This window comes from Methylobacterium sp. B4, assembly GCF_003201865.1.
In the GTDB taxonomy this organism is placed as follows: domain Bacteria; phylum Pseudomonadota; class Alphaproteobacteria; order Rhizobiales; family Beijerinckiaceae; genus Methylobacterium.
In genome coordinates, this window is record NZ_QJJJ01000002.1 from 167921 (window position 1) to 193460 (window position 25540).

A 25540-nucleotide genomic window follows, 5' to 3' on the forward strand; every position below is an offset into this window, starting at 1 on the left:
CCCCCGATGCCGGCATCCCTGCCTGCCCCTGCACCCGGCTCCGCCGGAGCGGCGCTTCCCTCGGACGGGGGCGGAGGGCAGGGCCGTCTCGCGGCCGCCTTCGCCCTGGCGCTGGCCCTGCACGCCGCGGGCCTGATCGGCATCACCTACCTGCACCTGACGCCGCCCGCTCCGCCGGGGGACCAGGAGATCACGATCGATCTCGCCCCGCAGATGATGGAAGCCGACACCCAGGCGGCCGCCGAGACGGCCCAGGCGGATGCCGTTCCCGAGGAGGCCAAGCCCGAGGGCGAGCCGGAAACCGCCGAGCCGGTCGAAACCCCGCAGGAGGTGCAGCCGCCCCCCCCGCCGGAGACGGCCCAGGTGGCGCCGGAGGAGGTACAGCCGCCGCCGCCCACCGAGATGACGCAGGTCATGCCGGAGGAGGTTCAGCCGCCCCCGCCGCCCGAGGCCGTCACCGAGGCCGTACCCGACACGCCGCCGCCCCCGCCGGAGGAGCAGCTCGTGACCTCCGAGGCGCAGGAGGCGGAGCCGATGGCGCCGCCCCCGCCGGTCGCGGCCAAGCCCGAGCCGCCCAAGCCCGATCCCAAGATCGAGGAGCGCCGCAAGGCCGCGCTGGAGAAGAAGCGCGAGGCCGAGCGCGAGGCGCGCCGCAAGGAGCTGGAGAAGGTCCAGGAGAAGAAGCGCGAGGAGGCCCGGATCAAGGCGGCCAAGGCGAAGGCCGAGCGCGACGCCGCCCGGCGTGCCCAGGCGGCGCAGGCCGGCAATTCGCAGCGCAACTCCGCCGCGACCTCGCGCCAGAGCGCGACGGGCTCGGCCGCCGCGGCCAGCGATCCCAACGCCATGGCGGCGTGGCGCGGCGCGATCGCCTCGGCGATCCGGGGCCGCATGAACCGCGAGGCGGCGGCCGGCACCGCCGGCGGCGTCGCCAACGTGCGCTTCACCGTGAGCCGCTCGGGGGCGGTGAGCGGGGTGAGCCTCGTCGGCAGCAGCGGGGTCGGCGCCATCGATGCCGCCGCGCTCGCGGCGGTGCGCGGCGGCCTGCCGCCCGCCCCCGCCGGCGTGACCTCGTCGAGCCTTGCGGTCACGGTGCCGATGCGCTTCAGCCCCGGCCGCTGAGGCCGGTATCCTTCGCCCCGTCCGCCGCGTTGTCCTGCTCACAGCGGACGGCGCGGCGGATCACGGCGGCGGATGACGACCTACTTCACGAGCGACACGCATTTCGGCGACCCGCGCATCCTGCGCATCGACCGCCGGCCCTTCCCCGACCTGCCGACGCACGACGCGGCGCTGGTGGAAGCCTGGAACGCGGTGGTCGGACCCGACGACACGGTCTGGCATCTCGGCGACTTCGCCCTCGGCCCCCCGCCGGAGCGGGTCGCGACGCTGCTCGCGGGGCTCAACGGGCACAAGCACCTCATCATCGGCAACAACGACAGCCCCGCGACCCTCGCGGCACCCGGCTGGAGTTCGGTCGCGCATTACGCCGAGACCGAGGTCGAGGACCGGCGACTCGTGCTCTGCCACTACGCCTTCCGTACCTGGAACGGCCTCGGCCGGGGCGCGATCAATCTGCATGGGCATTCCCACGGCCGGCTCAAGCCGATCCCCCGGCAATACGATGTCGGCATCGATGCGCAGGGCCTGCGCCCGGTCACGCTCGCGGAGATCCTGGTCTCCCGCCGCGGAAGGACGGCGCGGACGCAGCGATAGCGGTCCGACCGGCTCCCTTCCGCGGACCGAAGGCCAAGCGGGGCAGGACTGCCCGAAATTGCAGCACGGCCCGGCGCAGAACGGGGCCGGCGCGCTCGGAACCATCCGCTGAGCGTCGCCGTTCAAAAGCCGAGACGGACGATGGTGCGACGAACGGAGCGGTGCCAAGGCACTGTGATGTCATCGCATTGTGCGCTCCTCACTTATTGCGTTCCAGTTGAATCAGCGTCGGTTCGCCCATGCGTCACCCCCTGCGAAACACCGCCCTCGTCGGACTCGCCGCCGCTCTGGCGGGCCTCGGCGTCGCCTCGACCGCCCTCGCCGCGCCCGGCTGCATCGATGCCCGGCGTAAGATCCAGGAAGCCGGCGCTCTGCGCTACCAAGCCCGTGAGGAAGCCCGCCTCGGCAACCGGGACCGGGTCTGCGACACCCTCGACGAGGTCGGCGACCGCTACCACGAGGCCCAGGACGCCTTCGAGGATTGCGGGGCCGACATCGTGGCCATCGATCTGCGCAGCGAACTCCGGGCGCTCAGCGTCGCCAAGCGCGTGAATCGCTGCGAGTGACCGGGGCGGTCTCGGCCGCAGCCTCTTTTAGCCCACGACACCATGAAAGCCGGGCCTCGGTCGAGGTCTGAGTGCGGTCCCGCACCGCCAAGCGTTGCCGTGCGGCGCACGTTCACATCAACGAAACCATCCGCTTGCCTGAGGATTCGCCATGATCGCCATCGAGAGCAGCCACCGTCCGTCCGAGACCGAGATGCGGACCGGACCGTCCTTCGCCGCCGCCCTGTGCGGGTTCCTCGGCTGCACCGTGGCCACGACGATGGTGATGTTCCTGCTCGGCAGCAGCGTCTGACGCGCGCCCAACCGTTCGCGCGCCGTCAGGGCGCAATGGACCACAGGCGGCTGCGCGAGAACAACATCTCCGGCTTGCCGACCGCGGCCGCCGTCCTCGGCAGCGGGCATCGAAGCGTCTCGGGGCGGGGCGGGGCCGCCGCAGCCTGAGCAGGCGGCACGAGACCAAGACGCAGCTGGACTGCCGGATGCCGGGCCGCCGTAATGGTGGCCACACCGGCGATGATGCAGCCGGCGATCACGCCGAGGAAGAAATTCGTCATTGGAAGCGGGTTCCGAACCCGGTGCGGCGCTGGCTGTCCACGCGGAAGGGATTCACGCCTTTCGGGGCACCATTACGGCAGAGGTCTCGCATACCCGCCTTTAACAAAGCACATGCGACATGATTCGCCCGACGGAGCGACAGCAGCGCTGAAAAAGGGCGGACGATGCAGTATGCGGCCAATGCCTATGCGAGGGTCTCGCAAGTCGCCCTCACGCCCCGGGAGGCCGAGGCCGCCGTTCTGCGCAAGGCGGCCGGCCGGTTGCAGGCGCTCGGCGCCGATGTGGCGACGGGGCCGGCCCTCAACGAGGCCCTGACCTTCAATCAACGAGTCTGGACGATCCTCGCCTCGGCCGCGACCGAGCCGAGCAGCCCGCTGCCCCTCGAGGTGCGCACCGGCATGGCGCAGCTCTCGGCCTTCGTGTTCCGCACCATCCTGGACGCGATGATCGAGCCGACGCCGCAGAAGATCGCGTCGCTGGTCTCACTCAACAACCACATCGCCGCCGGCCTGCAGGGCGATCCCGGCCCGGGCGCCTGAAGCTTTTCGGAGCCGCTCCTCGATTCGAGGCGCATGGCTCCGGGCCTGCGCCGCGTTTCAAGCCGCACGGGCCGACGACCTCCGCGTCGGCACGCGTTCGCCGCGATTCAGGCCGTCTTGGCGACGCGCTCGCCGACGAATGGCGCCGTCTCGCGCGCGTAGACGCGCGCCTTGAGGATCACCTCGTTCGGGATCTGCATCACCACGTCCCCGGTCGAGGGGTCGGTCACGCGGAAGACGACGCTCCGGCTTTCCGCATCCCGGATATAAGCGCGCCGTTCCGGCTCCGGAGGCTTCGTCTCGGTGGCTTCGGGCTTGATGTCGAGCGAGACGGCGGGGTCGAGCACGCGCGGCGGCGAGGCCTCGCTCGGTACGGGCTCGGCCACGGGGCGAATGGGGGTCACGGTCGCGGGTGAGGAAACGGGCGGCAACGGTGCCGCGGCCCTGATCGGGTCCATGGCTGCAATCCTTCGGCTTTCGGCGCGAGGCCGGCCCTCAGGAGATTGCAGGCGTCGCTACCGGAACCTTAACGGCCTGGGGGCTGTCCCCCGGGAACGAGGGGCAGCCTGACCGAGCCGTAAAGATTGCCTGAAGGATTTTCACGATTCGCGACGGGGACAGCCGAACGACCGTCCCCGTCGTGGGCGATCCTATTCGGCCGCGTCGACGTAGAGCTTGCCGCCCTCTTCCAAGAACTCCTGCGACTTCGCCGCCATGCCGGCTTGGCGCTCGGCGTCGCTCATCGGCTGGGCTTGGCCGATGACGATGCCGGCCTCCTCCATGGCGAGCACGTCGGCGCGCAGATCCTGCGTGATCTTCATCGAGCAGAATTTCGGGCCGCACATCGAGCAGAAATGGGCGACCTTGTGGGCGTCCTTCGGCAGGGTCTCGTCGTGGTAGGCGCGCGCCGTGTCGGGATCGAGCGAGAGGTTGAACTGATCCTCCCACCGGAAGTCGAACCGGGCGCGGGAGAGGGCGTCGTCGCGCAGTTGCGCGGCGGGGTGGCCCTTGGCGAGGTCGGCGGCGTGCGCGGCGATCTTGTAGGTGATGACGCCGGTCTTCACGTCGTCGCGGTTCGGGAGCCCCAGATGCTCCTTGGGCGTGACGTAGCAGAGCATCGCCGTGCCGAACCAGCCGATCATCGCCGCGCCGATGCCCGAGGTGATGTGGTCGTAGCCCGGAGCGATGTCGGTGGTCAGCGGGCCGAGCGTGTAGAACGGCGCCTCGCCGCACTCGGCCAGCTGCTTCTCCATGTTGACCTTGATCTTGTGCATCGGCACGTGGCCGGGGCCCTCGATCATCACCTGGCAGCCCTTGTCCCAGGCGATCTTGGTGAGTTCGCCCAAGGTCTCCAGCTCGGCGAACTGCGCCGCGTCATTGGCATCCGCGATTGAGCCGGGGCGCAGGCCGTCGCCCAGCGAGAACGACACGTCGTAGGCGCGGCAGATGTCGCAGATCTCGTCGAAGCGCTCGTAGAGGAACGATTCGCGGTGCCCGGCGAGGCACCAGCGCGCCATGATCGAGCCGCCGCGGGAGACGATGCCGGTGGTGCGTCGCGCGGTGAGCGGCACGTGGGCCAGCCGCACGCCAGCATGGATTGTGAAGTAGTCGATGCCCTGCTCGGCCTGCTCGATGAGCGTGTCCTTGAAGACCTCCCAGTCGAGCTTGAGCGGATCGCCGCCGACCTTCTCCAGCGCCTGGTAGATCGGCACGGTGCCGATCGGCACGGGGGAGTTGCGCACGATCCACGAGCGGATGTTGTGGATGTTGCGGCCCGTCGAGAGGTCCATGACGGTGTCCGCGCCCCAGCGGATCGACCAGACCAGCTTCTCTACTTCCTCGGCGGCCGACGAGGTGACGGCCGAGTTGCCGATATTGGCGTTGATCTTCACGAGGAAGTTGCGGCCGATCGCCATCGGCTCGAGTTCGAGGTGGTTGATGTTGGCCGGGATGATGGCGCGGCCCCGGGCCACCTCCTCGCGCACGAAGTCCGGCGTGATGAAGGGCGGCACCGACGCGCCGAAGCTCTGTCCGTCGGCGAGCGCGGCCTCGGCGCGCTCCAGCATCTGCTCGCGGCAGGCATTCTCGCGATGCGCCACGTAGATCATCTCTTCCGTGATGATCCCGGCCCGGGCGAACTCGAACTGCGTCACCATCTGCCCGGGTTCGGCCCGGCGGATCGTGCGCTCGGCCGGGCAGGGGGCGACGAGCTTGTCGGCGGCGGCGAAGCCATTGTCCTCGGGCTTGACCGCGCGCGGCTGCACGGCGGCGTAGCCGCGCTTGACCACCCACGGCTCGCGGGCGGCGGGCAGGCCCTTCTCGAGGTCGATGGCCGCATCCGTCTCCGTATAGGGGCCGGACGGGTCGTAGACCCGCACCGGGGCTTCCTTCGGGTCGGAGAGGGCGATCTCGCGGTAGGGGACGCGGATGTCCGGGCGGCCGGGCGCTTCCGCATAGACCTTGCGGGAGCCCTGGACGGGGCCGGTGGTGACGCTGGCAGGATTGCCGTTGGGAAGGTCTTTGGGACGGACGGGTGCGTTCATCGCTGTCGCTCCTGGCGTTGGAGGCGACCCGTGGTCCCGACGATGGTGCGGTCGGCCGCTGCTCGTGCGAGCGATGAGGCCGCTGGTTCCCGTCCCTCCGCCGGTACGAGCCGGATCAGGTTCAAGGGTCAGGGCGTCGCCCACTCTCAGCCCCCTTGACGGGGCCCCCCTCGGAACGATTCCAACCTCCCCCTTGAGGCCGGTCTTGTCAATGCACGACCGAAAACCGCCCGATTCGGAGAAGAGTGTTTCCGTTTGGGAACGATCCGGCTGTCAGCGGGACGGCGCGGTGCGAAACCAGCCGGCAAAGCTTGACGGTTTGCGCCGTATCCGAGACAGGGGCTCGACGAAAAACTCACCAATTGCCGCGACAAGGGCCTTCGGGCCGCCGCTGAGGCGGCTTGGGTGTGGATGACGCCCCGGCCGCGGGTGGTCATGCGCACGCCTTTTCGCGACACCAGATGGCGATGAGCACGATCATCCCTTTCCGCCGACCCGCCCCTCCGGCGCCGACCCGCACCGGCTGCGACGTGGCGGCCGTCGCGAGCGACCTCCTGGTCGTGCTGGACCAGCTCGAAGGGCTGGTGGCGCGGGCCGCACACATGGACCGGCCGCGGATCGAGGTGGAGCGCAGCGTGCAGAACCTGCTCGACGCGATCAGCGCCGTGGAGCGCGCCTCGGATTGCCTGGGCGAGGGCAACAGCGTCTCCGAGCCCGCCTGAGACGGCGTCTCGACCTCGGCCCGGCGCGCCTTCGAGCCGAGCGTGTACCGATCAAGCGCGACTGGGCGGATTTGACCCGGCGGAGCCTGCCGGCCACCATGCTAGCTTCCTCATTCGTGCGCGGGGCCCTCATGCCCGGCGCCCGCGGGAGCCGCGACCGGACACGATGAGCGAGGCCGAACGGACGATCTCCGAACGCGACGGGCGGCAGGGCGCGGCAGGCCGCCTCGACCGGCTCGTGGCGCAGGCGCGGGCCGCGGGCCTCTGGGAGCGGGTGTGGCCGGTTTTGTGGCGGGGCTTCGGCGTCGGGCTCGCCTTCCTCGCCGTGTCCTGGCTCGGCCTGTGGCTCGATCTTCCGCCGCTCTGGCGCATGGCCGGGCTCGGCCTGTTCGCGATCCTTCTCGTCTTCGCGCTGCTGCCCGCCCTGCGCCTCAAGCGCCTCAGCCGCCGCGAGGCCCTGGCCCGGATCGACCGGGAAGCCGCCCGCGAGGGGGGGCTTGCCCACGATCCGGCCTCGGCGATCGAGGACACGCTCGCCGTCGGCCAGACCGATCCGGCCACCCGTGCGCTCTGGGCACTGCACCAGTCGCGGGCCGCTGCCGCCGTCGCCCGGCTGCGGGCCGGGCGGCCGCGCCCCGACATGCCCGGCCACGACCCGCTGGCCCTGCGCGCAGGGCTCCTCGTCGCCGCGCTCGCCGCCCTCTTCGTCGCCGGCCCCGAATGGCGCGGGCGCGTCTCGGCCGCCTTCGACTGGCGCGAGCCGCCCGCCGCCGCGCCGAGCTTTCGCGTCGACGGCTGGATCGACCCGCCGATCTACACCCGCGTGCCGCCGCTGATCGTCGCGATGTCCGGCAATGCCGCGGACCCGGTGCAGCGTCTGCGCGCGCCGGTCAATTCCACGCTGATCGTGCGCATCGCCGGCCAGGGCGAGGCGGAGCTGACGCCGAATGCCGCCCTGGTGCCGGTGGCCAAGGACGAATCCGCCCCTTCGCGCGCCGCACCCGCGCCGCAAGCCTCCGCCGCCCGCGCGACCTTGCGGGAGGAGCGCTTCCGGCTTGTCGGCGGCACGGCCGAACTCGGCATCGCCGCCTCGGGCTCCGAGCCGCAGCGCCTCGTGATCGAGACGATCCCCGACCGGCCCCCGGAGGTGCAGCAGGTCGGCGGCCTCGAAGTGAACGGGCGGGGCACCTTCAACCTCACCTACCGCGCCAAGGACGATTACGGCATCGCCTCCGCCGAGGGGCTGGTCGAGCCGCTGAAGGCCGGCCGCTCCCTCGTGCCGGTGCCCAAGATCGGGCTGGCGCTGCCCGCCGACGCGCTCGGCGAGACCGACACCAAGACGCTCGTCGACCTCACCGACAATCCCTGGTCCGGCGCCCGGGTGAAACTGACCCTGGTGGTACGCGACGAGGCCGGCCAGGAGGGCCGCACGCAGCCCGCCGAGATCGTGCTGCCGGCGCGCGTCTTCACGCAGCCGCTCGCCCGGGCGCTCGCCGAGGAGCGCCGCCGCCTCGTCACCGCTCCCGACGAGGATCGCGCCCGCGTCCAAACGGCGCTCGACGCCCTGCGCATCGCCCCCGAACGCTTCACGCCGCAGCCCGCGATCTTCCTCGGGCTCACCACCGCGGCCAACCGCCTGCGCGCGGCCAAGACCGACGCGGATCTGACCGGCGTCGCCGATCTGCTGTGGGAGATGGCCCTCAAGATCGAGGACGGCGACCTCTCGGATGCCGAGAAGGCCCTGCGCGCGGCCCAGGACCGCCTCAAGGAGGCGATCGAGCGCAACGCGCCGGACGAAGAGGTGAAGAAGCTCACCGAGGACCTGAAGCAGGCCCTCGACAAGTTCATGAAGGAGTTCGCCCAGCGCCAGAAGCCGCAGAACCGCCAGCAGCAATCCGAGCGGCAGCAGCAGCAGCAGAAAGGCGGCCAGACCGTCACGCCCGACGATCTGGAGAAGATGATCAAGGACATGCAGGAGGCGATGCAGCGCGGCGACACGGCCGAGGCCCAGCGCCTGCTCGAACAGCTGCGCAACGTGCTCGAAAACCTCCAGAGCGCCGAGAACGGCCAGAAGTCGGACGGCGGCATGGCCGAGATGAACCGCCAGCTCGACGACCTCGACCGCATGTCCCGCGAGCAGCAGGATCTGCGCGACGAGACCTACAAGGAGGGTCAGCAGGGACAGCGGCCCGGCCCGCGCCAGCGGCAGCAGAACGGTCAGCAGCAGGGGCAGCAGGGTCAACGCGGCCAGCAGCCGGGTCAGCGCGGCCAGGGCGAGGAAGGCCAGCAGGGGCAGCAGGGCAGGGGCCAGCAGGGACAACAAGGTCAGGGCCAGGGCCAGCGCGGGCAGCAGGGCCAGAACATGGGCCAGCGCCAGCAGGGCCTGCGCGAGCAGCTCCAGGATCTCAAGGAGCGTATGAAGCAGCAGGGCCTTCAGGGTGAGGAAGGGCTCGCCGACGCCGAGGGCGCCATGCGCGAGGCCGAGGAGGCGCTGGGCCAGGGGCGCAACGGCGATGCCGTCGATGCCCAGGGGCGGGCCCTGGACGGGCTCAAGCGCGGCGCCGAGGGGCTGCAGCAGCAGATGCAGCAGATGGCCGAAGGCGAGGGTCAGGGCCAGCAGGAGGGCCAGTCGCCGGGCCAGCAGGGCCGCTCGGGCGCCTCCGACGACGATCCGCTCGGCCGCCCGACGCGGGGGCGCGACCTCTCGAACGGCAACGTGCGCGTGCCCAACGCCGACGAATCCGCCGTGCAGCGCGCCCGCCGGATCATGGAGGAGCTGCGGCGCAAGCTCGGCGACCCCTCGCGTCCGCAGGAGGAACTCGACTACTTCGAGCGCCTGCTGCGCCGGAACTGACGCCCCGAAGTACCACCGCTCGGGCCGCGCTCGCGTGAGCGCGGCCCCTCACGAGATCAACGACCCATGTCCGCCAACCAGCTCGTCCTCCTCGCCTGCCTCGCCGTGGCCGTGGTGCTGCTCCTCGGCCTCGTCAACATGATGCGGGGCGGCAGCGCCAACCTCTCGCAGAAGCTGATGCGCCTGCGCGTGCTCCTGCAATTCGTCGCGATCATCGTCATCATGGGCGTGGTCTGGTGGCGGGCGGCCTGACCGCTCCGCCCGGGCCGGCGTGCCGGCTCACTCCTTCGTGCGCTCGAAGGTGACGATGCTGCGGGTCTCGCCCCGGTCGGCCCAGTTGGGCATGACCCGCCAGGGCGTGAGCACCCGCAGGCGCGCGCCGTCGAGGGTGAAGGAGCGGGTCTGCTCGGTCCCAACCCATTTCGGGTCCCAGGCCACGTCGACCGCCGTCGTCCACTTGTCCCCATCGAGCCGGTAGCGGCCGCTGTAGGAGACGAGGGTCTGCAGAAGGGCGGCGCGCTGCGCGTCGGTCTCGGCCGGCTTGCGTCCCTCGCCGGTGAGGATGAAGAAGACCCGCTTCTCCGGCGTGAACAGGACGTAGCCGGTCGGCCGGTCGCCCATCGCCGGCAGCTTCGTGCCGTCGGCGCGCGCCTCCACCTCGTACGAGACCAGCTTCCAGAGCCCGACCACGCGGGCTTCGTCGTCGGCCCGGGCCAGTCCCGGCATCAGGCCGGCCGCCAAAGCCAGTCCTGCCCGCAGCCCCATTCCCATCGTCGTTCGCATCGTTTCCCCCGGATCGAGAGCCCCTGAAAAGGGGTGCATCGGCAACGCTGACGCCGCTCGGAGGATGCGTCGTCGATGCATCTCCACCGGGGAGCCGGCCGGCGGCTTCCGATCCTCGGCGGGCGCCTCCCGCCTCGTTCCGGATCGCCGACGAGGCCCGCCGGGTGTGGCGTCCGCGCCCCACCGACTCAGCAAAAGCACGGGCGAAGGATGAATCCACGGGCTGCGGTCCCGAGTGCGTGATAATTGAGGCGGGTTGAAACGGACGGATCGACCGCCGATGAAGTCACCCATTGCCCGGATTCTCCTCGGCGCCCTCGTCGCCTCGGCCGTCACGACCACGCAGGCCGCCGATCTCGGCGCCGCCCGGGCCCCTGCGCCGCCGCCCTACTTCGCCCCCGTCCAGCCCTACTCGATCGTCTCCGAGGTTCGCATCGGCGGCTCGGTTCAGGATCCGGGCAGCGCCGAGGGCAAGCTGCCGGGCTTCAGCACCGCGAACGTCAACGGCGAAATCCTGTTCGCCAAGCCGCTGGTGACCACCGATCCGTTCTGGCAGGCCTTCGTGCCGCGTCCCACCGTGGGCGGCAGCTACAACACCGGCGGCCGCACCAGCTACGCCTATATCGGCGCGACCTGGACGGTGGACCTCTTCCCCGAGACGCTCGACCGGCGCGTCTTCCTCGAAGGCTTCTTCGGCGGCGCGGCCCATAACGGCTATACCGGCCTGAAGGCGAACGCGCCCTACGGCTTCAATGCGCTGGGCTGCAATCCGCTGTTCCGCGAGGCGGCGGCGTTGGGCTTCCGCATCAACGCCCATTGGAGCGTGATGGCCACCGTCGAGCACATGTCGAATGCCGGCCTGTGCGGCGACAACCGCGGCCTGACCAATTTCGGCGGAAAGCTCGGCTACACGTTCTGATCCGGCGCCGGCCGCTTTTCCGGCTTGCTAAAGACCCGCCGCGCGCGAAACATCGCCCGGCGGGTTTTTCTTTGGCCCGGGCCTGCCCGTCGCGAGGGGCGGCCGGCCCCTGCGGCCTGCGAAAACAGATAACAATCTCGCGCCCGTCGCGGATGCGGCATCCGGGACGGGAGCGAGGGGAGAGAACGACGTGGTCAAGCTCAACCGCATCTACACCCGCACCGGCGACAAGGGCACGACCGGGCTCGCCAACGGCGAGCGCCGCTCCAAGGCCGATCTGCGGGTGGAGGCCTACGGCACGGTCGACGAGACCAATGCCTGCATCGGGCTCGCCCGCCTGCAGGCCGAACCCGCCCTCGACGCAATGCTGGCGCGCATCCAGAACGACCTGTTCGATCTCGGCGCGGACCTCGCCACGCCCCCGAGCGACAAGCCGCTGGGCTACGAGCCCCTGCGGATCGTGCCCGCCCAAGTGCAGCGCCTGGAGGCGGAGATCGACGCGCTGAACGCCGAGATTCCGCCGCTCACCTCCTTCGTGCTGCCCGGCGGCTCGCCCACAGCGGCCGCGCTCCATCTCGCCCGAACCGTCTGCCGCCGGGCCGAGCGGCTGGTCGTGTCGCTGTCGGGCATCGAGAGCGAGGCGATCTCGGGCGAAGCCCTGCAATACCTCAACCGCCTGTCCGATTTCCTGTTCGTGGCCTCCCGCGCAGCCAACCGGAACGGCGCCGACGACGTGCTCTGGGTGCCCGGCCAGAACCGCTGATAGTCAACCCTACCCTACCGAGAAGGCGCGTTGACAAGCGGGAAATCGCCTCGTTACGGTCCCGCCGCCCTGACAATCACATCGAGTTCCGTCGAGCGGATCCTGAAGCCGTCCTTGAAGTGACGCCGGGACTGTGTCGGCGCGGAGGAAAGCGACAGCCATGAAGGTTCTGGTGCCCGTCAAGCGGGTTGTCGACTATAACGTGAAGATCCGCGTCAAGGCCGACGGGTCGGGCGTGGAACTCGCCAACGTCAAGATGTCGATGAACCCCTTCGACGAAATCGCCGTCGAGGAGGCGATCCGCCTGAAGGAGAAGGGCACGGTCAGCGAGATCGTCGCCGTCTCGATCGGGCCGCAGCAGGCTCAGGAGACGCTGCGCACCGCGCTCGCCATGGGCGCCGACCGGGCGATCCTCGTCAAGACCGACGTGAATTGCGAGCCGCTGGCGGTCGCCAAGATCCTCAAGGCGATCGTCGAGAAGGAAAGCCCGAACCTCGTCATCCTCGGCAAGCAGGCCATCGACGACGATTCCAACCAGACCGGCCAGATGCTCGCCGCCCTGCTCGGCTGGCCGCAAGGCACCTTCGCCTTCAAGCTGGAATTCGGCGAGGGCGCGATCGACGTGACCCGCGAGGTCGATGGCGGCCTCCAGACCGTCTCACTCAAGCTGCCGGCCATCGTCACGACGGACCTGCGCCTCAACGAGCCGCGCTACGCCAGCCTGCCCAACATCATGAAGGCGAAGAAGAAGCCGCTGGAGGAGCTGGCCCCCGACGCGCTCGGCGTCGACGTCACGCCGAAGCTCACCGTGCTCAAGGTGTCCGAGCCGCCGGGCCGTTCGGCGGGCGTGAAGGTCGGCTCCGCGGCCGAGCTCGTGCAGAAGCTCAAGGTCGAAGCCGGCGTGCTCTGAACCACCCTCAGGCGCCGCTCCCGGAACCGGTCGAGCGGCGCCTCCCTTCCTCTTCTGAGAGACAGTTCATGACCACGCTCCTCTACGTCGAGCACGCCAACGGACAGATCAAGGACGGCACGCTCAAGGCGCTCACCGCGGCCAAGGAGATGGGCGCTCCGATCCACGCGCTCGTGCTGGGCTCCGGCTCGAAGGCGGCGGCCGAGGCCGCGGGCCGTCTCGACGGCGTCGAAAAAGTGCTGAGCAGCGAGGAGGCGGTCTACGATCACGACCTCGCCGAGCCGAGCGCAGCGTTGATCGCCTCGATCGCCGAGCCCTACGATGCGATCGTGGCCGCCGCCACGACCACGGGCAAGAACACGCTGCCGCGCGTGGCCGCGCTCCTCGACGTCGCGCAGGTCTCCGACATCATCAAGGTCGTCTCGCCCGACACCTTCGAGCGGCCGATCTATGCCGGCAACGCGATCCAGACCGTGCAGGCGGGTGCGGGCAAGCGCGTCATCACCGTGCGCACCGCCGCCTTCAAGCCCGCGGAAGAGGGCGGCGCGGCGGCACCCGTCGAGGCCCTCTCGGCCGCGGCGCCCGACGCGCTGGGTGCTGCCTATAAATCGGAAGAAATCGCCAAGTCCGACCGGCCGGAGCTGGCCTCGGCCAAGTTCATCGTCTCCGGCGGTCGCTCGCTGGGCTCAGCGGACAAGTTCAAGGAGCTGATCGAGCCGCTGGCCGACGCGCTCGGCGCGGCGGTGGGCGCCTCGCGCGCGGCGGTGGATGCGGGCTACGCCCCCAACGATTGGCAGGTGGGCCAGACCGGCAAGGTGGTGGCGCCCGACCTCTACGTGGCGGTCGGCATCTCCGGCGCGATCCAGCATCTGGCCGGCATGAAGGACTCGAAGGTCATCGTCGCCGTCAACAAGGACGAGGACGCGCCGATCTTCCAGGTCGCGGATTACGGCCTCGTCGGCGACCTGTTCCAGGTGGTGCCGGAACTCCAGGCCGAGATCGCCAAGGCCAAGGACCGGTAACGGACCGCCGAATGCAGGGGGCGGGCTCATCGCCCGACCCCGCAGCCTGCGGCCGAAGGACCGGACAGGGAGCCGGATGTAGCCGGATCGGACGGGACCGGTTTGACGCATTTGTTGCAGTGCCGCATTCTAGGGATGCGGGTTGCAGGACGATGCCGCAGCAGTAGGACGTGATTCGGTTATGGGCATCGAGATCAAGACGGTCGGCATCATCGGTGCCGGCCAGATGGGCAGCGGCATCGCGCATGTCTGCGCGGCATCGGGCCTGGACGTTCGGCTGAACGACCGCGACCCCGACCGGATCGACGCCGCGCTCGGTCTGATCGACGCGAACCTCACGCGTCAGGTCCAGAAGGGCACGCTCAGCGACGAGCAGCGCCGCAGCGCTCTGGAGCGGATCGCGGCCGCGCGGGGCTTCGACGATCTCGCGCCCTGCGACCTCGTCATCGAGGCGGCGACCGAGGACGAGGCGACCAAGCGCAAGATCTTCCAGAGCCTGTGCCCGTCGCTCAAGCCCGATGCGCTGGTCGCGACCAACACCTCGTCCATCTCGATCACCCGGCTCGCGGCGGCGACCGACCGGCCGGACCGCTTCATCGGCATCCACTTCATGAATCCGGTGCCGCTGATGCAGCTCGTCGAGCTGATCCGCGGCATCGCCACCGAGGACCCGACCTACGAATCGGCCAAGGTCTTCATCGCCCGGCTCGGCAAGACCTCGACCATGTCCGAGGACTTCCCGGCCTTCATCGTCAACCGCATCCTGCTGCCGATGATCAACGAGGCGATCTACACCCTCTACGAGGGCGTAGGCTCGGTGGAGTCGATCGACACGGCGATGCGGCTCGGCGCGAACCACCCGATGGGCCCGCTCCAGCTCGCCGACTTCATCGGCCTCGATACCTGCCTGTCGGTGATGCAGGTGCTCTACGAGGGGCTGGCCGATTCGAAGTACCGGCCCTGCCCGCTGCTGGTGAAATACGTCGAGGCCGGCTGGCTCGGCCGCAAGACCAAGCGCGGCTTCTACGATTATCGCGGCGAGACGCCGATCCCGACGCGCTGAGGGCGGCGCCGCTCATCAACACCACTTCCCGTCGTCACGAGGCAAGGCCGAAGCAACCCGGTGCAATGCCTTCCCGAGGGCGCGCGGCCGGACCGCTGGAATTCGCGATGGCGGGACCGGCCGTTCGTGCGCGCATTTGGAAACCGGATGAGGCGGCTCTTCGCAGCGACGTTTCTCACCCTGGCGACCATGGCCTCACCGGCCGGAAGCGCGGCGCGCGAGGTCGCGGCCGAGCGATACCCGCTGGCCTGCGTCTATTTTCGCCGCGATCTCGACCCGTACGAGCAGTGCGCCCGGCGCGCCGACGGGATGGTCCGGGTCGCCCCGGCGCATGTCGCGCGGATGCGTTTCGAACGCGGCCTCGCCGAGTTACGCGTGCCGGGGATCGGTTGTCTCTGGATGCGCCGCGACGGCCTCGCGCTGCCGGTGTTCATGCTCGACAATGGGCCGGACCCGTTCGAGCAAGGCCTTGTGCGCAGTTGGCGCGACGGCAAGGTCGCCTTCTACGACCGCCGGCTGCGACTCGTCCTCGCCACGCCCTATGACTGGGCCTTCCCGTTCAACCCACGCGGCGAGGCGCTGGTCTGCGAGGGCTGCCGCTCGGACGGAAGGCAACCCGCCTCCATGGTCGGCGGGCGCTGGGGCCTGATCGACCGGACGGGGCACCTCGTCCTCCCGCTGGCCGAGACGGACGCCGCCGACCGGCGCTATTTCAACCGGCGCTGATCCGCACCCTCCGCGGCCTCGATCTCGTAGCCGAACTCGGCCGCCGCGTGCTCCAGCCAGCGCCAGAAGCTGCCGGCGAAGCTGCGAGCGACCGTGAGGTCGTAGGTCGGACCGGCATCGCGCTGCCAGAACTGCACGCCGATATGGGCGATGCTCGTCACCGCCACCCGGCCCGGCCCGAAGGCGCGCGGATGCAGATCGACCGCGACGCCCTTGGCGAGCATGGCGCGCGCCTGTGCGCCTGAGATCCGCACTAGGGCGCGGCTGTCGCTCTGGTCGGTGACGGCGGCGACGCCGCGCAGGGCCTCGGGCAGGCCCTTCAGATCGCGCGGTGACGGTGCCACCGCGAGCCACTGGCCGGGCGCGGACCAGACCAAACCCGTCTCGCCCTCGAAGACGGCGGTGCCGGCCTCCGGCAGGGACGGGCCGAACCGATCCGCGAGAGCCGTTCGTAAGCCGCCTTCCTTGCCATCGGCCGCGATGAGGGTGGCAAGGCCGAACCCCTCGCGCAGACTGAGGCGGATGCCCGCCGGCCCCGCGGCCGCGCCGGGGCGCCCGATCCGCGCGGCCCCTTCCCAGGCGCCGCGCGGCCGCCACAGGCTCGTCATCGCCTCAGACACGCAGCTTCTCCTCCCTGGGGTCCACGAAGACGGCTGAGCAGATCTCGACCTCGATCTCGGCGCCGCGCACCGGATCGTAGGCGCGCACCCGCTCGCCGTGGCGCTCCGGCCCGCGCCGGATCAGGCCGATGCCGATCCAGGTCTTCAGGCTCGGCGAGTAGGCCACGGACGTCATCACACCCTCGTCCGCCTCCAGGCTCGGCTCCGCGTCGCGGCCCAGGAAATGCGCCCCCGCCCGCAGCCGCGCGCTCGGATCGACGGGGCGGAAGCCGGCCAGGACCGGCCGGTCCGGATCGACCAGCGCCGGGCGTTCCTTCATCAGGCGGCCGATATAGTCCTTCTTCTTGGCGAGCATGCCGCCGAGGCCGAGGTCACGGGCGGTGGTCTGGCCGTTGATCTCAGGCCCGGCCGCGTGGCCCTTCTCGATGCGCATCACCGAGAGCGCCTCCGAGCCGTAGGCGGTGATGCCGTAGGGCAGGCCCGCCTGCATGATCGCCCGCCACGCCGCGTCGCCGTAGGCGGCCGGCACCGCCAGCTCGTAGGCGAGTTCGCCCGAGAACGAGATGCGGAACAGCCGCGCCGGGATGCCACCGCCGACGGTGACCTCGGCACAGGCGAGGAAGGGAAACGCCTCGTTCGAGATGTCGAAGCCGGGATCGACGATGCGGCGCAGGGTATCGCGGGCACGCGGGCCGGCGACCGCGTAGTGCGCCCATTGCTCGCTGACCGAGGCGAGCTGCACGTCGAGTTCCGGCCACAACCATTGCCGGCAAAATTCGAGGTGCTGCATCACCCGTCCGGCATTCGCCGTCGAGGCGGTCATGACGTAGTGGGTTTCGCCCAAACGCGCGATCGTCCCATCGTCCATGACGAAGCCGTCCTCGCGCAGCAGCACGGCGTAGCGGGCCTTGCCGACAGGCAGCGTTGCGAAGGGGTTGGCGCAGACCCGCTCGATGAAGGTCAGCACGTCGCGACCCTGGATGTCGATCTTGCCCAGCGTGGTGACGTCGCAGAGTCCGACGCGGGCGCGCACGGTCTCGACCTCGCGCACCACCGTGTCGAGCCAGTCGGTCTCCCCGGCGCGCGAGAAGTAGGCCGGGCGCAGCCACAGGCCGGTCTCGACGAAGACGCACCCGTTCTCCTCGGCCCAGGCGTGGGAGGGGACGTGGCGGGTGGCGCGAAAATCCTTGCCGCGGTGATGGCCGGCAAACGCACCGATGGCGACCGGGGTGAAGGGCGGGCGGAACACCGTGGTGCCGACGCTCGGGATGCCCTTGCCCGTCAGCTCGGCCATGATCGAGAGGCCGGCGAGGTTCGAGGTCTTGCCCTGGTCGGTCGCCATGCCGAGCGTGGTGTAGCGCTTCAACAGCTCGACCGCGCGGAACCCCTCGCGATGGGCGAGTTCGACGTCGGAGGCCGCCACGTCGTTCTGGAAATCGACGAAGGCTTTTCCGCGAGGCTTCGGAGCGCGCCAGAGCGGGGTGTGGTCCACGCTCTCCGGGTCGGTCTTCGCAGCGGCCTCGGGCGTCGCGGTGAAGCCGCACTCACTCGCGGCCTCGGCGCCGGCCCGGGCGCCGGTCTCCAGGCAATCGGCCAGGGTGAAACGCCCGGCGGCGGCACCGGCGGCCTGCATGCCGGAGGGGAGGGTGCCCGGCACGAAGGCGTGGATCGCCTCGTCCCAGACCGGCCGGCGCGACAGGTGCGAATCGAGATGGACCACCGGATTCCAGCCATTGGCCATGGCGAGGCCGTCGCAGGGAATCGTCTCGGTGCTGTGGTAGCCGTCCACGACCTGGATCGCGCTCAAGCCCAGATGCCCCTTGGTGCCGGCGACGTACCCACCGGCCACCACACGCGCCCCGGCGGCCTCCGCCATCCGGCGCAAGGCGGGGGGAACGGAGGGGCGGGTGTCGATCACCGCCGCGAGCCCGCCGCCCGCGGCCAGGATGTCGGCGGCGGTGCGCCAGCCGTCGTCGCTCGACGTGAACACGGCCGAGCGATGCCCCGGCCGCACGCCGTAACGGTTGAGATAGGTCCGCACCGCGCCGGCCAGCATCACGCCGGGCCGGTCGTTGCCGCCGAAGACGTGCGGGCGCTCGATGGCACCGGCCGCGAGCACCGCCCGCCGGGCCACGATCCGCCACAGCCGCTGGCGCGGGGCGTGAGCCGCCGGCACCGCGAGATGGTCTGAAACGCGCTCGACTGCGCCGTAGGCGCCGTGATCGTAGACGCCGAACAGGGTGGTGCGCGTCAGGATGCGGACTTCCGGAAGGCTCTCCAGCTCGGCCACCGCGCGGGCGGCCCACTCGGAGCCACTCGCGCCGCCGATCTCGCGCCGCTCGGCGAGCAAGCGGCCGCCGGTGGCGAAATCCTCGTCCACGAGGATCACCCGCGCGCCGGAGCGGCCGGCGGTGAGCGCCGCCGACAGGCCGGCCGGGCCGCCCCCGATGACGAGCACGTCGCAATGGGCATGGGCGCGGTCGTAGGTGTCGGGGTCGGGCGCGTCGGCGGCGCGACCGAGACCGGCGGCCCGCCGGATCATCGGCTCGTACAGCCGCTCCCACAGGGAAGCCGGCCACATGAAGGTCTTGTAGTAGAAGCCCGCCGCGAAGACCGGCGAGAGCAGCGCGTTGACCGAGAGCGCATCCACGGCGAGCGAGGGCCAGCGGTTCTGGCTCGTCGCCTCCAGCCCCTCGTAGAGTTCGGCCATGGTGGCGCGGGTGTTGGGCTCGCGCCGGGCGCCGGAGCGCAGTTCCACCAGGGCGTTCGGCTCCTCCGAGCCGGCCGAGAGGATGCCGCGGGGCCGGTGATACTTGAACGAGCGACCGACGAGGCGCACGCCGTTGGCGAGCAGCGCCGAGGCCAGCGTGTCGCCGTGGAAGCCGGTGAGGCGCCGCCCATCGAAGGTGAAGTCGCGCGGCCGGTTCCGGTCGATCAGGCCGCCGGCCGCGGTGCGGAAAGGCTGGGTATCACCGAATCCTCCCCCCAACGGATCTCGGGCTTGCCCGAGATCCGCACTGATCTGCCCAAGTCGAGCAGGCCCGACTTGGGTGGGGGAGGGTGCCCGCGGAGCGGGCGGGTGAGGGGGCGACGCTTCCGGAAAGGGCGCTCCCCTCTCCCGACCCTCGCTGACGCGAGGGCCACCCTCCCCCGCAGAGGGGGGAGGGGTTTGGCGCGGCTCACGATCAAGCATGGTCGGCACGCCCGGTCAGCGTGGCGGCCCGCCGCGCCCGCGCGACGTCGCGCGCCGGCTCGACCGATTCGATGGCGTGGGTGCGGGTATCGCGGATCACGACCAGCCAGGAGCGGCATCCGGCGGCGTGGTACCAGAGCTCGCGGAGCGTCCCGGCCGGGTTATCGCGCAGGTAGACGTAGTCGTGCATGGCTGCCGCCGAGGCGTCGAGTCCGTCGGGGCGCCGGGGCGCGGCGTCGCCGAGGTAGCTGAACTCCCCGTTGTCGCGCTCGCCGCAGAAGGGGCATCGGATGCGCATGGCGTGTCGTCCTCTCTGAGATCGGTGCCCGCTCAAGCGGGCATCGCAAGCGCGATTGCGCGTCGCGGCCCATGCGGCGGATGGCGTCGGCCCCGGCCGACGTCGCCAAGAAAGCCTGAGTGCATGGAAAGCCTCAGTGCAGGTTGGGCTGGGCGCCCATGCCCTTCTCGTCGATGAGATGGCCGGTGGCGAAGCGGTCGAGGCGGTAGGCGCTCGCATCCGCGTGGGGTTCGTCGCGGGCGATCAGGTGGGCGAAGCAGAAGCCTGCGGCGGGTGTGGCCTTGAAGCCGCCGTAGCACCAGCCCGCGTTGAGGTAGAGGCCGCCGATGTCGGTGCGGTCGATGATGGGCGAGCCGTCCATCGACATGTCCATGATGCCGCCCCAGTGGCGCAGCAGCCGCAGGCGGCCGAGCCCCGGCCAGAGCGCCATGCCGCCCTCCATCACGTCCTCGATGGTGTGGAGGTTGCCGCGCTGGGCGTACGAGTTGTAGCCGTCGATGTCGCCGCCGAAGACGAGTCCGCCCTTGTCCGACTGACTGACGTAGAAATGGCCGGCGCCGAAGGTCATGACGCCGTCGATCAGGGGCTTCACGCCCTCGCTGACGAAGGCCTGGAGCACATGGCTCTCGATCGGCAGGCGCATGTCGACCATGCCGGCGAGCAGCGAGGAAGAACCGGCCACCGACAGCGCAACCTTCTTCGCGCGGATGAAACCGCGGCTGGTTTCGACCCCGGTGACGCGGCCGTTCTCGCGGCGGATGCCGGTGACGGCGCAGTTCTGGACGATGTCGACGCCGCGGTCGCTGGCGGCGCGGGCATAACCCCAGGCCACCGCGTCGTGGCGCACGGTGCCGCCGCGGCGCTGGAGCAGGCCGCCCTTCACAGGGAAGCGCGCGTTGTCGAAATCGATGAACGGCACCAGCCGGCGCACGCCCTCGCGGTCGAGCAGTTCCGCATCGATCCCGGCGAGCCGCATGGCGTTGCCGCGGCGGGCATAAGCGTCGCGCTGGGCGTCCGAATGGTAGAGGTTCAGCACGCCGCGCTGGCTGACCATGGCATTGTAGTTGATGTCCTGCTCCAGCCCCTTCCAGAGCTTCATCGACCGCTCGTAGAACGGGATGTTGCCGGGCAGGCCGTAGTTCGAGCGCACGATGGTGGTGTTGCGCCCGACATTGCCGGAGCCGATGTGGCTCTTCTCCAGCACGGCGACGTTGGTGAGACCGTGTTCCTTGGCGAGGTAGTAGGCGGTGGCGAGCCCGTGCCCGCCGCCGCCGACGATCACCACGTCGTAGGCCTCCTGCGGGGCGGCGTCGCGCCATTGCGGGGTCCAGTCCCGCTGGCCGCGCAGGGCCTGCCCCAGGACGTTGAAGAGAGAGTAGCGCATGCGGTGATCCGCTCTTCGCCGGAAGGTTCGTCCGGCGTATGACCCCCAAATTAGCCGGCCCCTCCCGGCTGCCGGCTTGCAATTCACGACATCATTCCAGCAAATCGCGCAGAAATGTGCGCCGAGACCGAATCGACCCGACGCCCCCGGCCCGGGCGAAAGCCTCCGCGGGCGGAAAACCCCGCGACCCTGACGGTCGGCTTCGTGCTGGTGCCGGACTTTCCGCTGATGGCCTACACCGCGGCGGTCGAGCCCCTGCGCGCCGCCAACACCCTGTCGGGCTGCGAACTGTACCGCTGGTGGCATGCCGCGCCCGGCGGCGGCGTGGTGCAGGCCTCGAACGGGCTCGGCATCCTCACCGACGTCGCCGTCGGCGCCGAAGCGATCGACGCCGACCGCGTCTTCGTCTGCGCCGGCGGAAACCCGGCCGAGTTCGACGATCCCTCCCTCTTCGCGTGGTTGCGGAGCTTGGCACGACACGGGGGGACGCTGGGAGGCATCTCCGGCGGTCCCTATCTGCTGGCCCGCGCAGGCCTGCTCTCGGGGCGCCGCTGCACGCTTCACTGGGAGCACGTCCCGGCCTTCGAGGAGCGCTACCCCGAGATCGAGGTGGTCCGCTCGCTGTTCGAGATCCAGGGCGACCGCATCACCTGCTCCGGCGGCATCGCCGCGCTCGACCTGATGCTCGACCTGATCGGCCGCGACCACGGCGCCGGGCTCGCCGCGGGGGTCAGTGACTGGTTCCTGCACAACCAGATCCGCGAGGGCTTGAGCCCGCAACGGATGGATCTGCGCCAACGCTTCGGCGTGCGTGATCCTCGCCTGCTGCGGGTGCTCGCGGCAATGGAGGCGAACCTCGAGGCGCCGCTCCCGCGGGAGGCCCTGGCCGATCTCGCCCGCGTCTCAGTGCGGCAGCTGGAGCGACTGTTCCGCGAGGGGCTCGGGCGCGGTCTCCACCGGCATTACCTGCACCTGCGCCTCGACCGGGCGCATCAGCTCGGCCGCGAGAGCGCTTTGAACCGCGCCGAGATCGCTGCCGCCACGGGCTTTGCGAGTGCCGACGAGCTGTCTCGGGCCGAGCGGAGGCGTGGACGGCAGGCGGCGGAGAGGTGAGGCTCGCGACACCCTGCGCTCTGCCGTCATCGCGAGCGTCAGCGAAGCGATCCAGAAGCGCACCCTCTCCGGAGAAGGCGGCGCCCTGGATCGCTCTGGCTTCGCCTCACGATGACGGGAAGCGGGCTGCGGGGACCGTGCCAAACCATGGGGCGCCGACAGCGAATGAGTTTCATGAGAAGAAATTTTATTGCTTGAAAGTTGACGCCGGCGGGTCACCGTGCGATCCCTCTCGACAGTGATCGAACGGACGGGGCGACGCCGATGTGCGGTATTGTCGGACTATTCCTCAAAAATCCGAAGCTTGAACCGCAACTCGGCGCGATGCTCTCCAAAATGCTGGAGACGATGACCGATCGCGGCCCCGACAGCGCGGGCTTCGCGGTCTACGGCTCGGACGGCGTGTCGGACACGGGCAGCGTGAAGCTGACCCTGCGCGGCCCTGGCCCGGAAGCTCTGCGCAAAGCGGTCGCGGGGCTGGAGCAGGCGCTGGCCCTCTCGGCCGAAGCGACCGAGCGCGACACCCACACCGTCCTCGCTGTGCCCGCCGAGCGCGAGCAAGAGATCCGCGACTGGCTCAAGGAGAACGCCCCCGGCATCGACGTGGTGAGCGCGGGCCGGCGCATGGAGATCTATAAGGAGGTCGGGCTGCCGGCCTCCGTGGCCGAGCGGTTCGCCCTGGAGAACATGTCCGGCACCCACGGCATCGGCCACACCCGCATGGCCACCGAGAGCGCGGTGACGACCAACGGCGCCCACCCGTTCTCGACCGGCACCGACGAGTGCCTCGTCCATAACGGCTCGCTGTCGAACCACAACGACCTGCGCCGCCGCCTCCGGCACGAGGGCCTGAGCTTCGCCACCCAGAACGACACCGAGGTGGCCGCCGGCTATCTCAGCTGGCGCATGCGCGAGGGCGCCTCCCTGAAGCAGGCGCTCGAATCGAGCCTGACCGACCTCGACGGCTTCTTCACCTTCGTGGTCGGCACCGAGACGGGCTTTGCCGTGGTGCGCGACCCCATCGCCTGCAAGCCCGCCGTGATGGCCGAGACCGACGACTACGTCGCCTTCGGCTCCGAGTACCGGGCGCTGGTCGGCCTGCCCGGCATCGACACCGCCCGCGTGTTCGAGCCCGAGCCGGCCAAGGTCTACGCGTGGGAACGCGCCAGCAACCACGCCTCCGGGGAGCGCCAGTGATGCCGAGCTTCGACCTTCGATCCGCGCCCTTGCGCGAACTGAACCGGGCCCTGCACGCCCTGCGGCCGGAAACCAACGAGACCCACTGGACCGTCACCGGTCCGGACGGGCGCCACGCCATCGCCGCCGGGCTCGACGCGCCGGTCTCCGTCGAGATCGAGGGCAATGTCGGCTATTACTGCGCCGGCATGAACAAGCTCGCCACCGTTCTCGTCAACGGCAATGCGGGCGTCGGCGTCGCCGAGAACATGATCTCCGGCCTCGTCCACGTGCGGGGCGATGCCAGCCAGTCGGCCGGCGCCACGGCCCATGGCGGCATGCTCATCATCGACGGCAACGCGGGCGCCCGCTGCGGCATCTCGATGAAGGGCGTCGACATCGTCGTGAAGGGCTCGATCGGCCACATGTCGGCCTTCATGGCCCAGGCCGGCACGCTCACCGTCCTCGGGGATGCCGGCGAGGCGCTCGGCGACTCGCTCTACGAGGCGAAGCTCTACGTGCGCGGCTCGGTCAAAAGCCTCGGCGCCGACTGCGTCGAGAAAGAGATGCGCGACGAGCACCTCAGGGAACTCGCCGACAAGCTCGCCGCCGCCGGCCTCGCCGGGGAGGTGAGCCCGAGCGAGTTCCGCCGCTACGGCTCGGCCCGCACCCTCTACCACTTCCACGTCGACAACGCCGGAGCCTACTGATGACGGATCACCGCCAGCCTCCGCGCACCAAGCCGCGCCTGTCGGCGACCTTCACCCCCGACGTGATGTCCGAGATCCGCCGCGCGGCGGCGACCGGCATCTACGACATCCGCGGCGCCGGGGCGAAGCGCGCGCTTCCACATTTCGACGACCTCTTGTTCCTCGGTGCCTCGATCAGCCGCTACCCGCTCGAGGGCTATCGCGAGCGCTGCGGCACCGAGGTGGTCCTGGGCGCGCGCTTCGCCTCGAAGCCGATCCACCTGAAGACGCCGGTCACCATCGCCGGCATGAGCTTCGGCTCGCTCTCGGCCAACGCCAAGGAGGCGCTCGGGCGCGGCGCCACCATCGCCGGCACCTCCACCACCACGGGCGACGGCGGCATGACGCCGGAGGAGCGCGGCCATTCCAAGACCCTGGTCTACCAGTACCTGCCCTCGCGCTACGGCATGAACCCGGACGACCTGCGCAAGGCCGACGCGATCGAGGTCGTCATCGGCCAGGGCGCCAAGCCCGGCGGCGGCGGCATGCTGCTCGGCCAGAAGATCACCGAGCGCGTGGCCGGCATGCGCTGCCTGCCCCCGGGCGTCGATCAGCGCTCCGCCTGCCGCCACCCGGACTGGACCGGGCCGGACGACCTCGCGATCAAGATCGAGGAGCTGCGCGAGATCACCGACTGGGAGAAGCCGATCTACGTCAAGGTCGGCGCGAGCCGCCCCTATTACGACACCGCGCTCGCCGCGAAGTCCGGCGCCGACGTGGTCGTGCTCGACGGCATGCAGGGCGGCACCGCCGCGACGCAGGACGTGTTCATCGAGCATGTCGGCATCCCGACGCTCGCCGCGATCCGCCCCGCCGTGCAGGCGCTTCAGGATCTCGGGCTCCACCGCAAGGTGCAGCTCGTGGTCTCCGGCGGCATCCGCTCGGGTGCCGACGTGGCCAAGGTGCTGGCGCTCGGCGCCGACGCGGTGGCCATCGGCACCGCTGCGCTGATCGCGCTCGGCGACAACGATCCCCGCTGGCAGGCGGAGTACGAGGCGCTCGGCACCACGGCCGGCGCCTACGACGACTGGCACGAGGGCCGCGACCCCGCCGGCATCACCACGCAGGATCCGGAACTCGCCAAGCGGCTCGATCCGGAACTCGCGGGCCGCCGGCTCGCCAACTACCTCGCCGTGATGACGCTCGAGGCTCAGACCATCGCGCGGGCCTGCGGCAAGAGCCACCTGCACAACCTCGAACCCGAGGATCTGGTGGCGCTCACCATCGAGGCCGCGGCGATGGCTCAGGTGCCGCTCGCCGGCACCGGCTGGATCCCCGGCAAGACCGGCATCTGACGTGCGAGGGCCGACCCCGACAGCTTCTGGGCGG

The 25540-nt window shown here is 70.5% G+C and carries 26 protein-coding genes and 1 riboswitch; of the genes, 18 read left to right on the plus strand and 8 right to left on the minus strand.

Annotation, left to right across the window (positions count from 1 at the left end):
• Window positions 1-6: 6 nt before the first annotated feature.
• The 4 genes from BY998_RS04380 (at window position 7) to BY998_RS24225 (ending at window position 2571) form a co-directional block, all read left to right on the plus strand.
• Window positions 7-1119 (plus strand): TonB family protein, encoded by a 1113-nt coding sequence (locus BY998_RS04380; protein WP_110350410.1) that lies wholly within the window; start codon window positions 7-9, stop codon window positions 1117-1119.
• A gap of 72 nt (window positions 1120-1191) precedes the next feature.
• The gene (locus tag BY998_RS04385) at window positions 1192-1713 is read left to right on the plus strand and encodes a metallophosphoesterase family protein (RefSeq protein WP_110350411.1); all 522 of its coding nucleotides are present in this window, start codon (window positions 1192-1194) and stop codon (window positions 1711-1713) included.
• Between the two features lie 239 nt (window positions 1714-1952).
• On the plus strand, window positions 1953-2279 hold the full coding sequence (locus tag BY998_RS04390; RefSeq protein WP_110350412.1) for a hypothetical protein: 327 nt from the start codon (window positions 1953-1955) through the stop codon (window positions 2277-2279).
• A 151-nt stretch (window positions 2280-2430) separates the two neighbouring features.
• Window positions 2431-2571, plus strand: coding sequence for a hypothetical protein (locus BY998_RS24225; RefSeq protein ID WP_181425425.1), 141 nt, complete (start codon window positions 2431-2433; stop codon window positions 2569-2571).
• A gap of 25 nt (window positions 2572-2596) precedes the next feature.
• On the opposite strand, the gene BY998_RS04395 is transcribed toward BY998_RS24225, so the two are convergent.
• Window positions 2597-2833, minus strand: coding sequence for a hypothetical protein (locus tag BY998_RS04395; protein WP_110350413.1), 237 nt, complete (start codon window positions 2831-2833; stop codon window positions 2597-2599).
• Window positions 2834-2998: 165 nt separating this feature from the next.
• Between BY998_RS04395 and flaF the strand changes: the two genes are divergently transcribed.
• Complete coding sequence (gene flaF / locus BY998_RS04400) at window positions 2999-3373, plus strand: flagellar biosynthesis regulator FlaF (protein WP_110350414.1); 375 nt, start codon at window positions 2999-3001, stop codon at window positions 3371-3373.
• Window positions 3374-3480: 107 nt separating this feature from the next.
• Here flaF and BY998_RS04405 read toward each other — a convergent pair whose 3' ends face one another.
• Window positions 3481-3831: a hypothetical protein gene (locus BY998_RS04405; RefSeq protein WP_110350415.1), complete on the minus strand. Its 351-nt coding sequence runs from the start codon at window positions 3829-3831 to the stop codon at window positions 3481-3483.
• A 192-nt stretch (window positions 3832-4023) separates the two neighbouring features.
• Window positions 4024-5916, minus strand: coding sequence for a phosphomethylpyrimidine synthase ThiC (gene thiC / locus BY998_RS04410; RefSeq protein ID WP_110350416.1), 1893 nt, complete (start codon window positions 5914-5916; stop codon window positions 4024-4026).
• Window positions 5917-5991: 75 nt separating this feature from the next.
• Window positions 5992-6097: riboswitch (TPP riboswitch) on the minus strand.
• A 280-nt stretch (window positions 6098-6377) separates the two neighbouring features.
• Between thiC and BY998_RS04415 the strand changes: the two genes are divergently transcribed.
• From BY998_RS04415 to BY998_RS04425, 3 genes are all read left to right on the plus strand, one after another.
• A complete protein-coding gene (locus BY998_RS04415) occupies window positions 6378-6638 on the plus strand; it encodes a hypothetical protein (RefSeq protein ID WP_110350417.1) in 261 nt (86 codons plus the stop codon).
• Window positions 6639-6804: 166 nt separating this feature from the next.
• Window positions 6805-9492 (plus strand): TIGR02302 family protein, encoded by a 2688-nt coding sequence (locus BY998_RS04420; RefSeq protein ID WP_110350418.1) that lies wholly within the window; start codon window positions 6805-6807, stop codon window positions 9490-9492.
• Between the two features lie 66 nt (window positions 9493-9558).
• Window positions 9559-9744 carry a twin transmembrane helix small protein gene (locus tag BY998_RS04425; protein WP_017485169.1) on the plus strand — a complete coding sequence of 62 codons (186 nt, stop codon included), beginning with the start codon at window positions 9559-9561 and terminating at the stop codon, window positions 9742-9744.
• Between the two features lie 27 nt (window positions 9745-9771).
• Here BY998_RS04425 and BY998_RS04430 read toward each other — a convergent pair whose 3' ends face one another.
• On the minus strand, window positions 9772-10275 hold the full coding sequence (locus BY998_RS04430) for a lipocalin-like domain-containing protein (RefSeq protein ID WP_245421478.1): 504 nt from the start codon (window positions 10273-10275) through the stop codon (window positions 9772-9774).
• A gap of 280 nt (window positions 10276-10555) precedes the next feature.
• Here BY998_RS04430 and BY998_RS04435 point away from each other — a divergent pair, with 280 nt between their 5' ends.
• From BY998_RS04435 to BY998_RS04460, 6 genes are all read left to right on the plus strand, one after another.
• Complete coding sequence (locus BY998_RS04435; protein ID WP_110350419.1) at window positions 10556-11194, plus strand: acyloxyacyl hydrolase; 639 nt, start codon at window positions 10556-10558, stop codon at window positions 11192-11194.
• A gap of 190 nt (window positions 11195-11384) precedes the next feature.
• Entirely contained in the window at window positions 11385-11957 is a 573-nt protein-coding gene (locus BY998_RS04440; protein ID WP_110350420.1) for a cob(I)yrinic acid a,c-diamide adenosyltransferase, read from the plus strand.
• A gap of 160 nt (window positions 11958-12117) precedes the next feature.
• Window positions 12118-12867 carry an electron transfer flavoprotein subunit beta/FixA family protein gene (locus BY998_RS04445; RefSeq protein ID WP_110350421.1) on the plus strand — a complete coding sequence of 250 codons (750 nt, stop codon included), beginning with the start codon at window positions 12118-12120 and terminating at the stop codon, window positions 12865-12867.
• Window positions 12868-12935: 68 nt separating this feature from the next.
• Complete coding sequence (locus BY998_RS04450) at window positions 12936-13889, plus strand: FAD-binding protein (RefSeq protein ID WP_110350422.1); 954 nt, start codon at window positions 12936-12938, stop codon at window positions 13887-13889.
• Window positions 13890-14070: 181 nt separating this feature from the next.
• Window positions 14071-14952 (plus strand): 3-hydroxybutyryl-CoA dehydrogenase, encoded by an 882-nt coding sequence (locus tag BY998_RS04455; RefSeq protein ID WP_110350423.1) that lies wholly within the window; start codon window positions 14071-14073, stop codon window positions 14950-14952.
• A gap of 189 nt (window positions 14953-15141) precedes the next feature.
• The gene (locus tag BY998_RS04460) at window positions 15142-15678 is read left to right on the plus strand and encodes a hypothetical protein (protein ID WP_245421487.1); all 537 of its coding nucleotides are present in this window, start codon (window positions 15142-15144) and stop codon (window positions 15676-15678) included.
• Here the strand turns inward: BY998_RS04460 and BY998_RS04465 are convergent.
• The 4 genes from BY998_RS04465 to BY998_RS04480 all read right to left on the minus strand — a co-directional run bounded on the left by BY998_RS04465 (window position 15660) and on the right by BY998_RS04480 (window position 21173).
• Window positions 15660-16298 carry a sarcosine oxidase subunit gamma family protein gene (locus BY998_RS04465; RefSeq protein WP_110350424.1) on the minus strand — a complete coding sequence of 213 codons (639 nt, stop codon included), beginning with the start codon at window positions 16296-16298 and terminating at the stop codon, window positions 15660-15662. The two genes, BY998_RS04460 and BY998_RS04465, sit on opposite strands and share 19 nt — an antisense overlap.
• Window positions 16291-19287: a sarcosine oxidase subunit alpha family protein gene (locus tag BY998_RS04470; protein ID WP_181425426.1), complete on the minus strand. Its 2997-nt coding sequence runs from the start codon at window positions 19285-19287 to the stop codon at window positions 16291-16293. The genes BY998_RS04465 and BY998_RS04470 overlap by 8 nt, the downstream gene beginning before the upstream one ends.
• A 196-nt stretch (window positions 19288-19483) precedes the next feature.
• Window positions 19484-19789: a sarcosine oxidase subunit delta gene (locus BY998_RS04475; protein WP_110350425.1), complete on the minus strand. Its 306-nt coding sequence runs from the start codon at window positions 19787-19789 to the stop codon at window positions 19484-19486.
• A gap of 133 nt (window positions 19790-19922) precedes the next feature.
• Window positions 19923-21173: a sarcosine oxidase subunit beta family protein gene (locus BY998_RS04480; RefSeq protein WP_110350426.1), complete on the minus strand. Its 1251-nt coding sequence runs from the start codon at window positions 21171-21173 to the stop codon at window positions 19923-19925.
• Window positions 21174-21287: 114 nt separating this feature from the next.
• Between BY998_RS04480 and BY998_RS04485 the strand changes: the two genes are divergently transcribed.
• The 4 genes from BY998_RS04485 (at window position 21288) to BY998_RS04500 (ending at window position 25506) form a co-directional block, all read left to right on the plus strand.
• A complete protein-coding gene (locus BY998_RS04485) occupies window positions 21288-22286 on the plus strand; it encodes a GlxA family transcriptional regulator (RefSeq protein ID WP_110350427.1) in 999 nt (332 codons plus the stop codon).
• 264 nt (window positions 22287-22550) lie between these two features.
• Window positions 22551-23483, plus strand: a complete 933-nt coding sequence (locus tag BY998_RS04490; RefSeq protein ID WP_110350428.1) for a glutamine amidotransferase family protein — start codon at window positions 22551-22553, stop codon at window positions 23481-23483.
• On the plus strand, window positions 23483-24172 hold the full coding sequence (locus BY998_RS04495) for a protein glxC (RefSeq protein ID WP_110350429.1): 690 nt from the start codon (window positions 23483-23485) through the stop codon (window positions 24170-24172). The genes BY998_RS04490 and BY998_RS04495 overlap by 1 nt, the downstream gene beginning before the upstream one ends.
• Window positions 24172-25506 (plus strand): FMN-binding glutamate synthase family protein, encoded by a 1335-nt coding sequence (locus tag BY998_RS04500; RefSeq protein WP_110350430.1) that lies wholly within the window; start codon window positions 24172-24174, stop codon window positions 25504-25506. The genes BY998_RS04495 and BY998_RS04500 overlap by 1 nt, the downstream gene beginning before the upstream one ends.
• The last annotated feature ends 34 nt before the right edge of the window (window positions 25507-25540 follow it).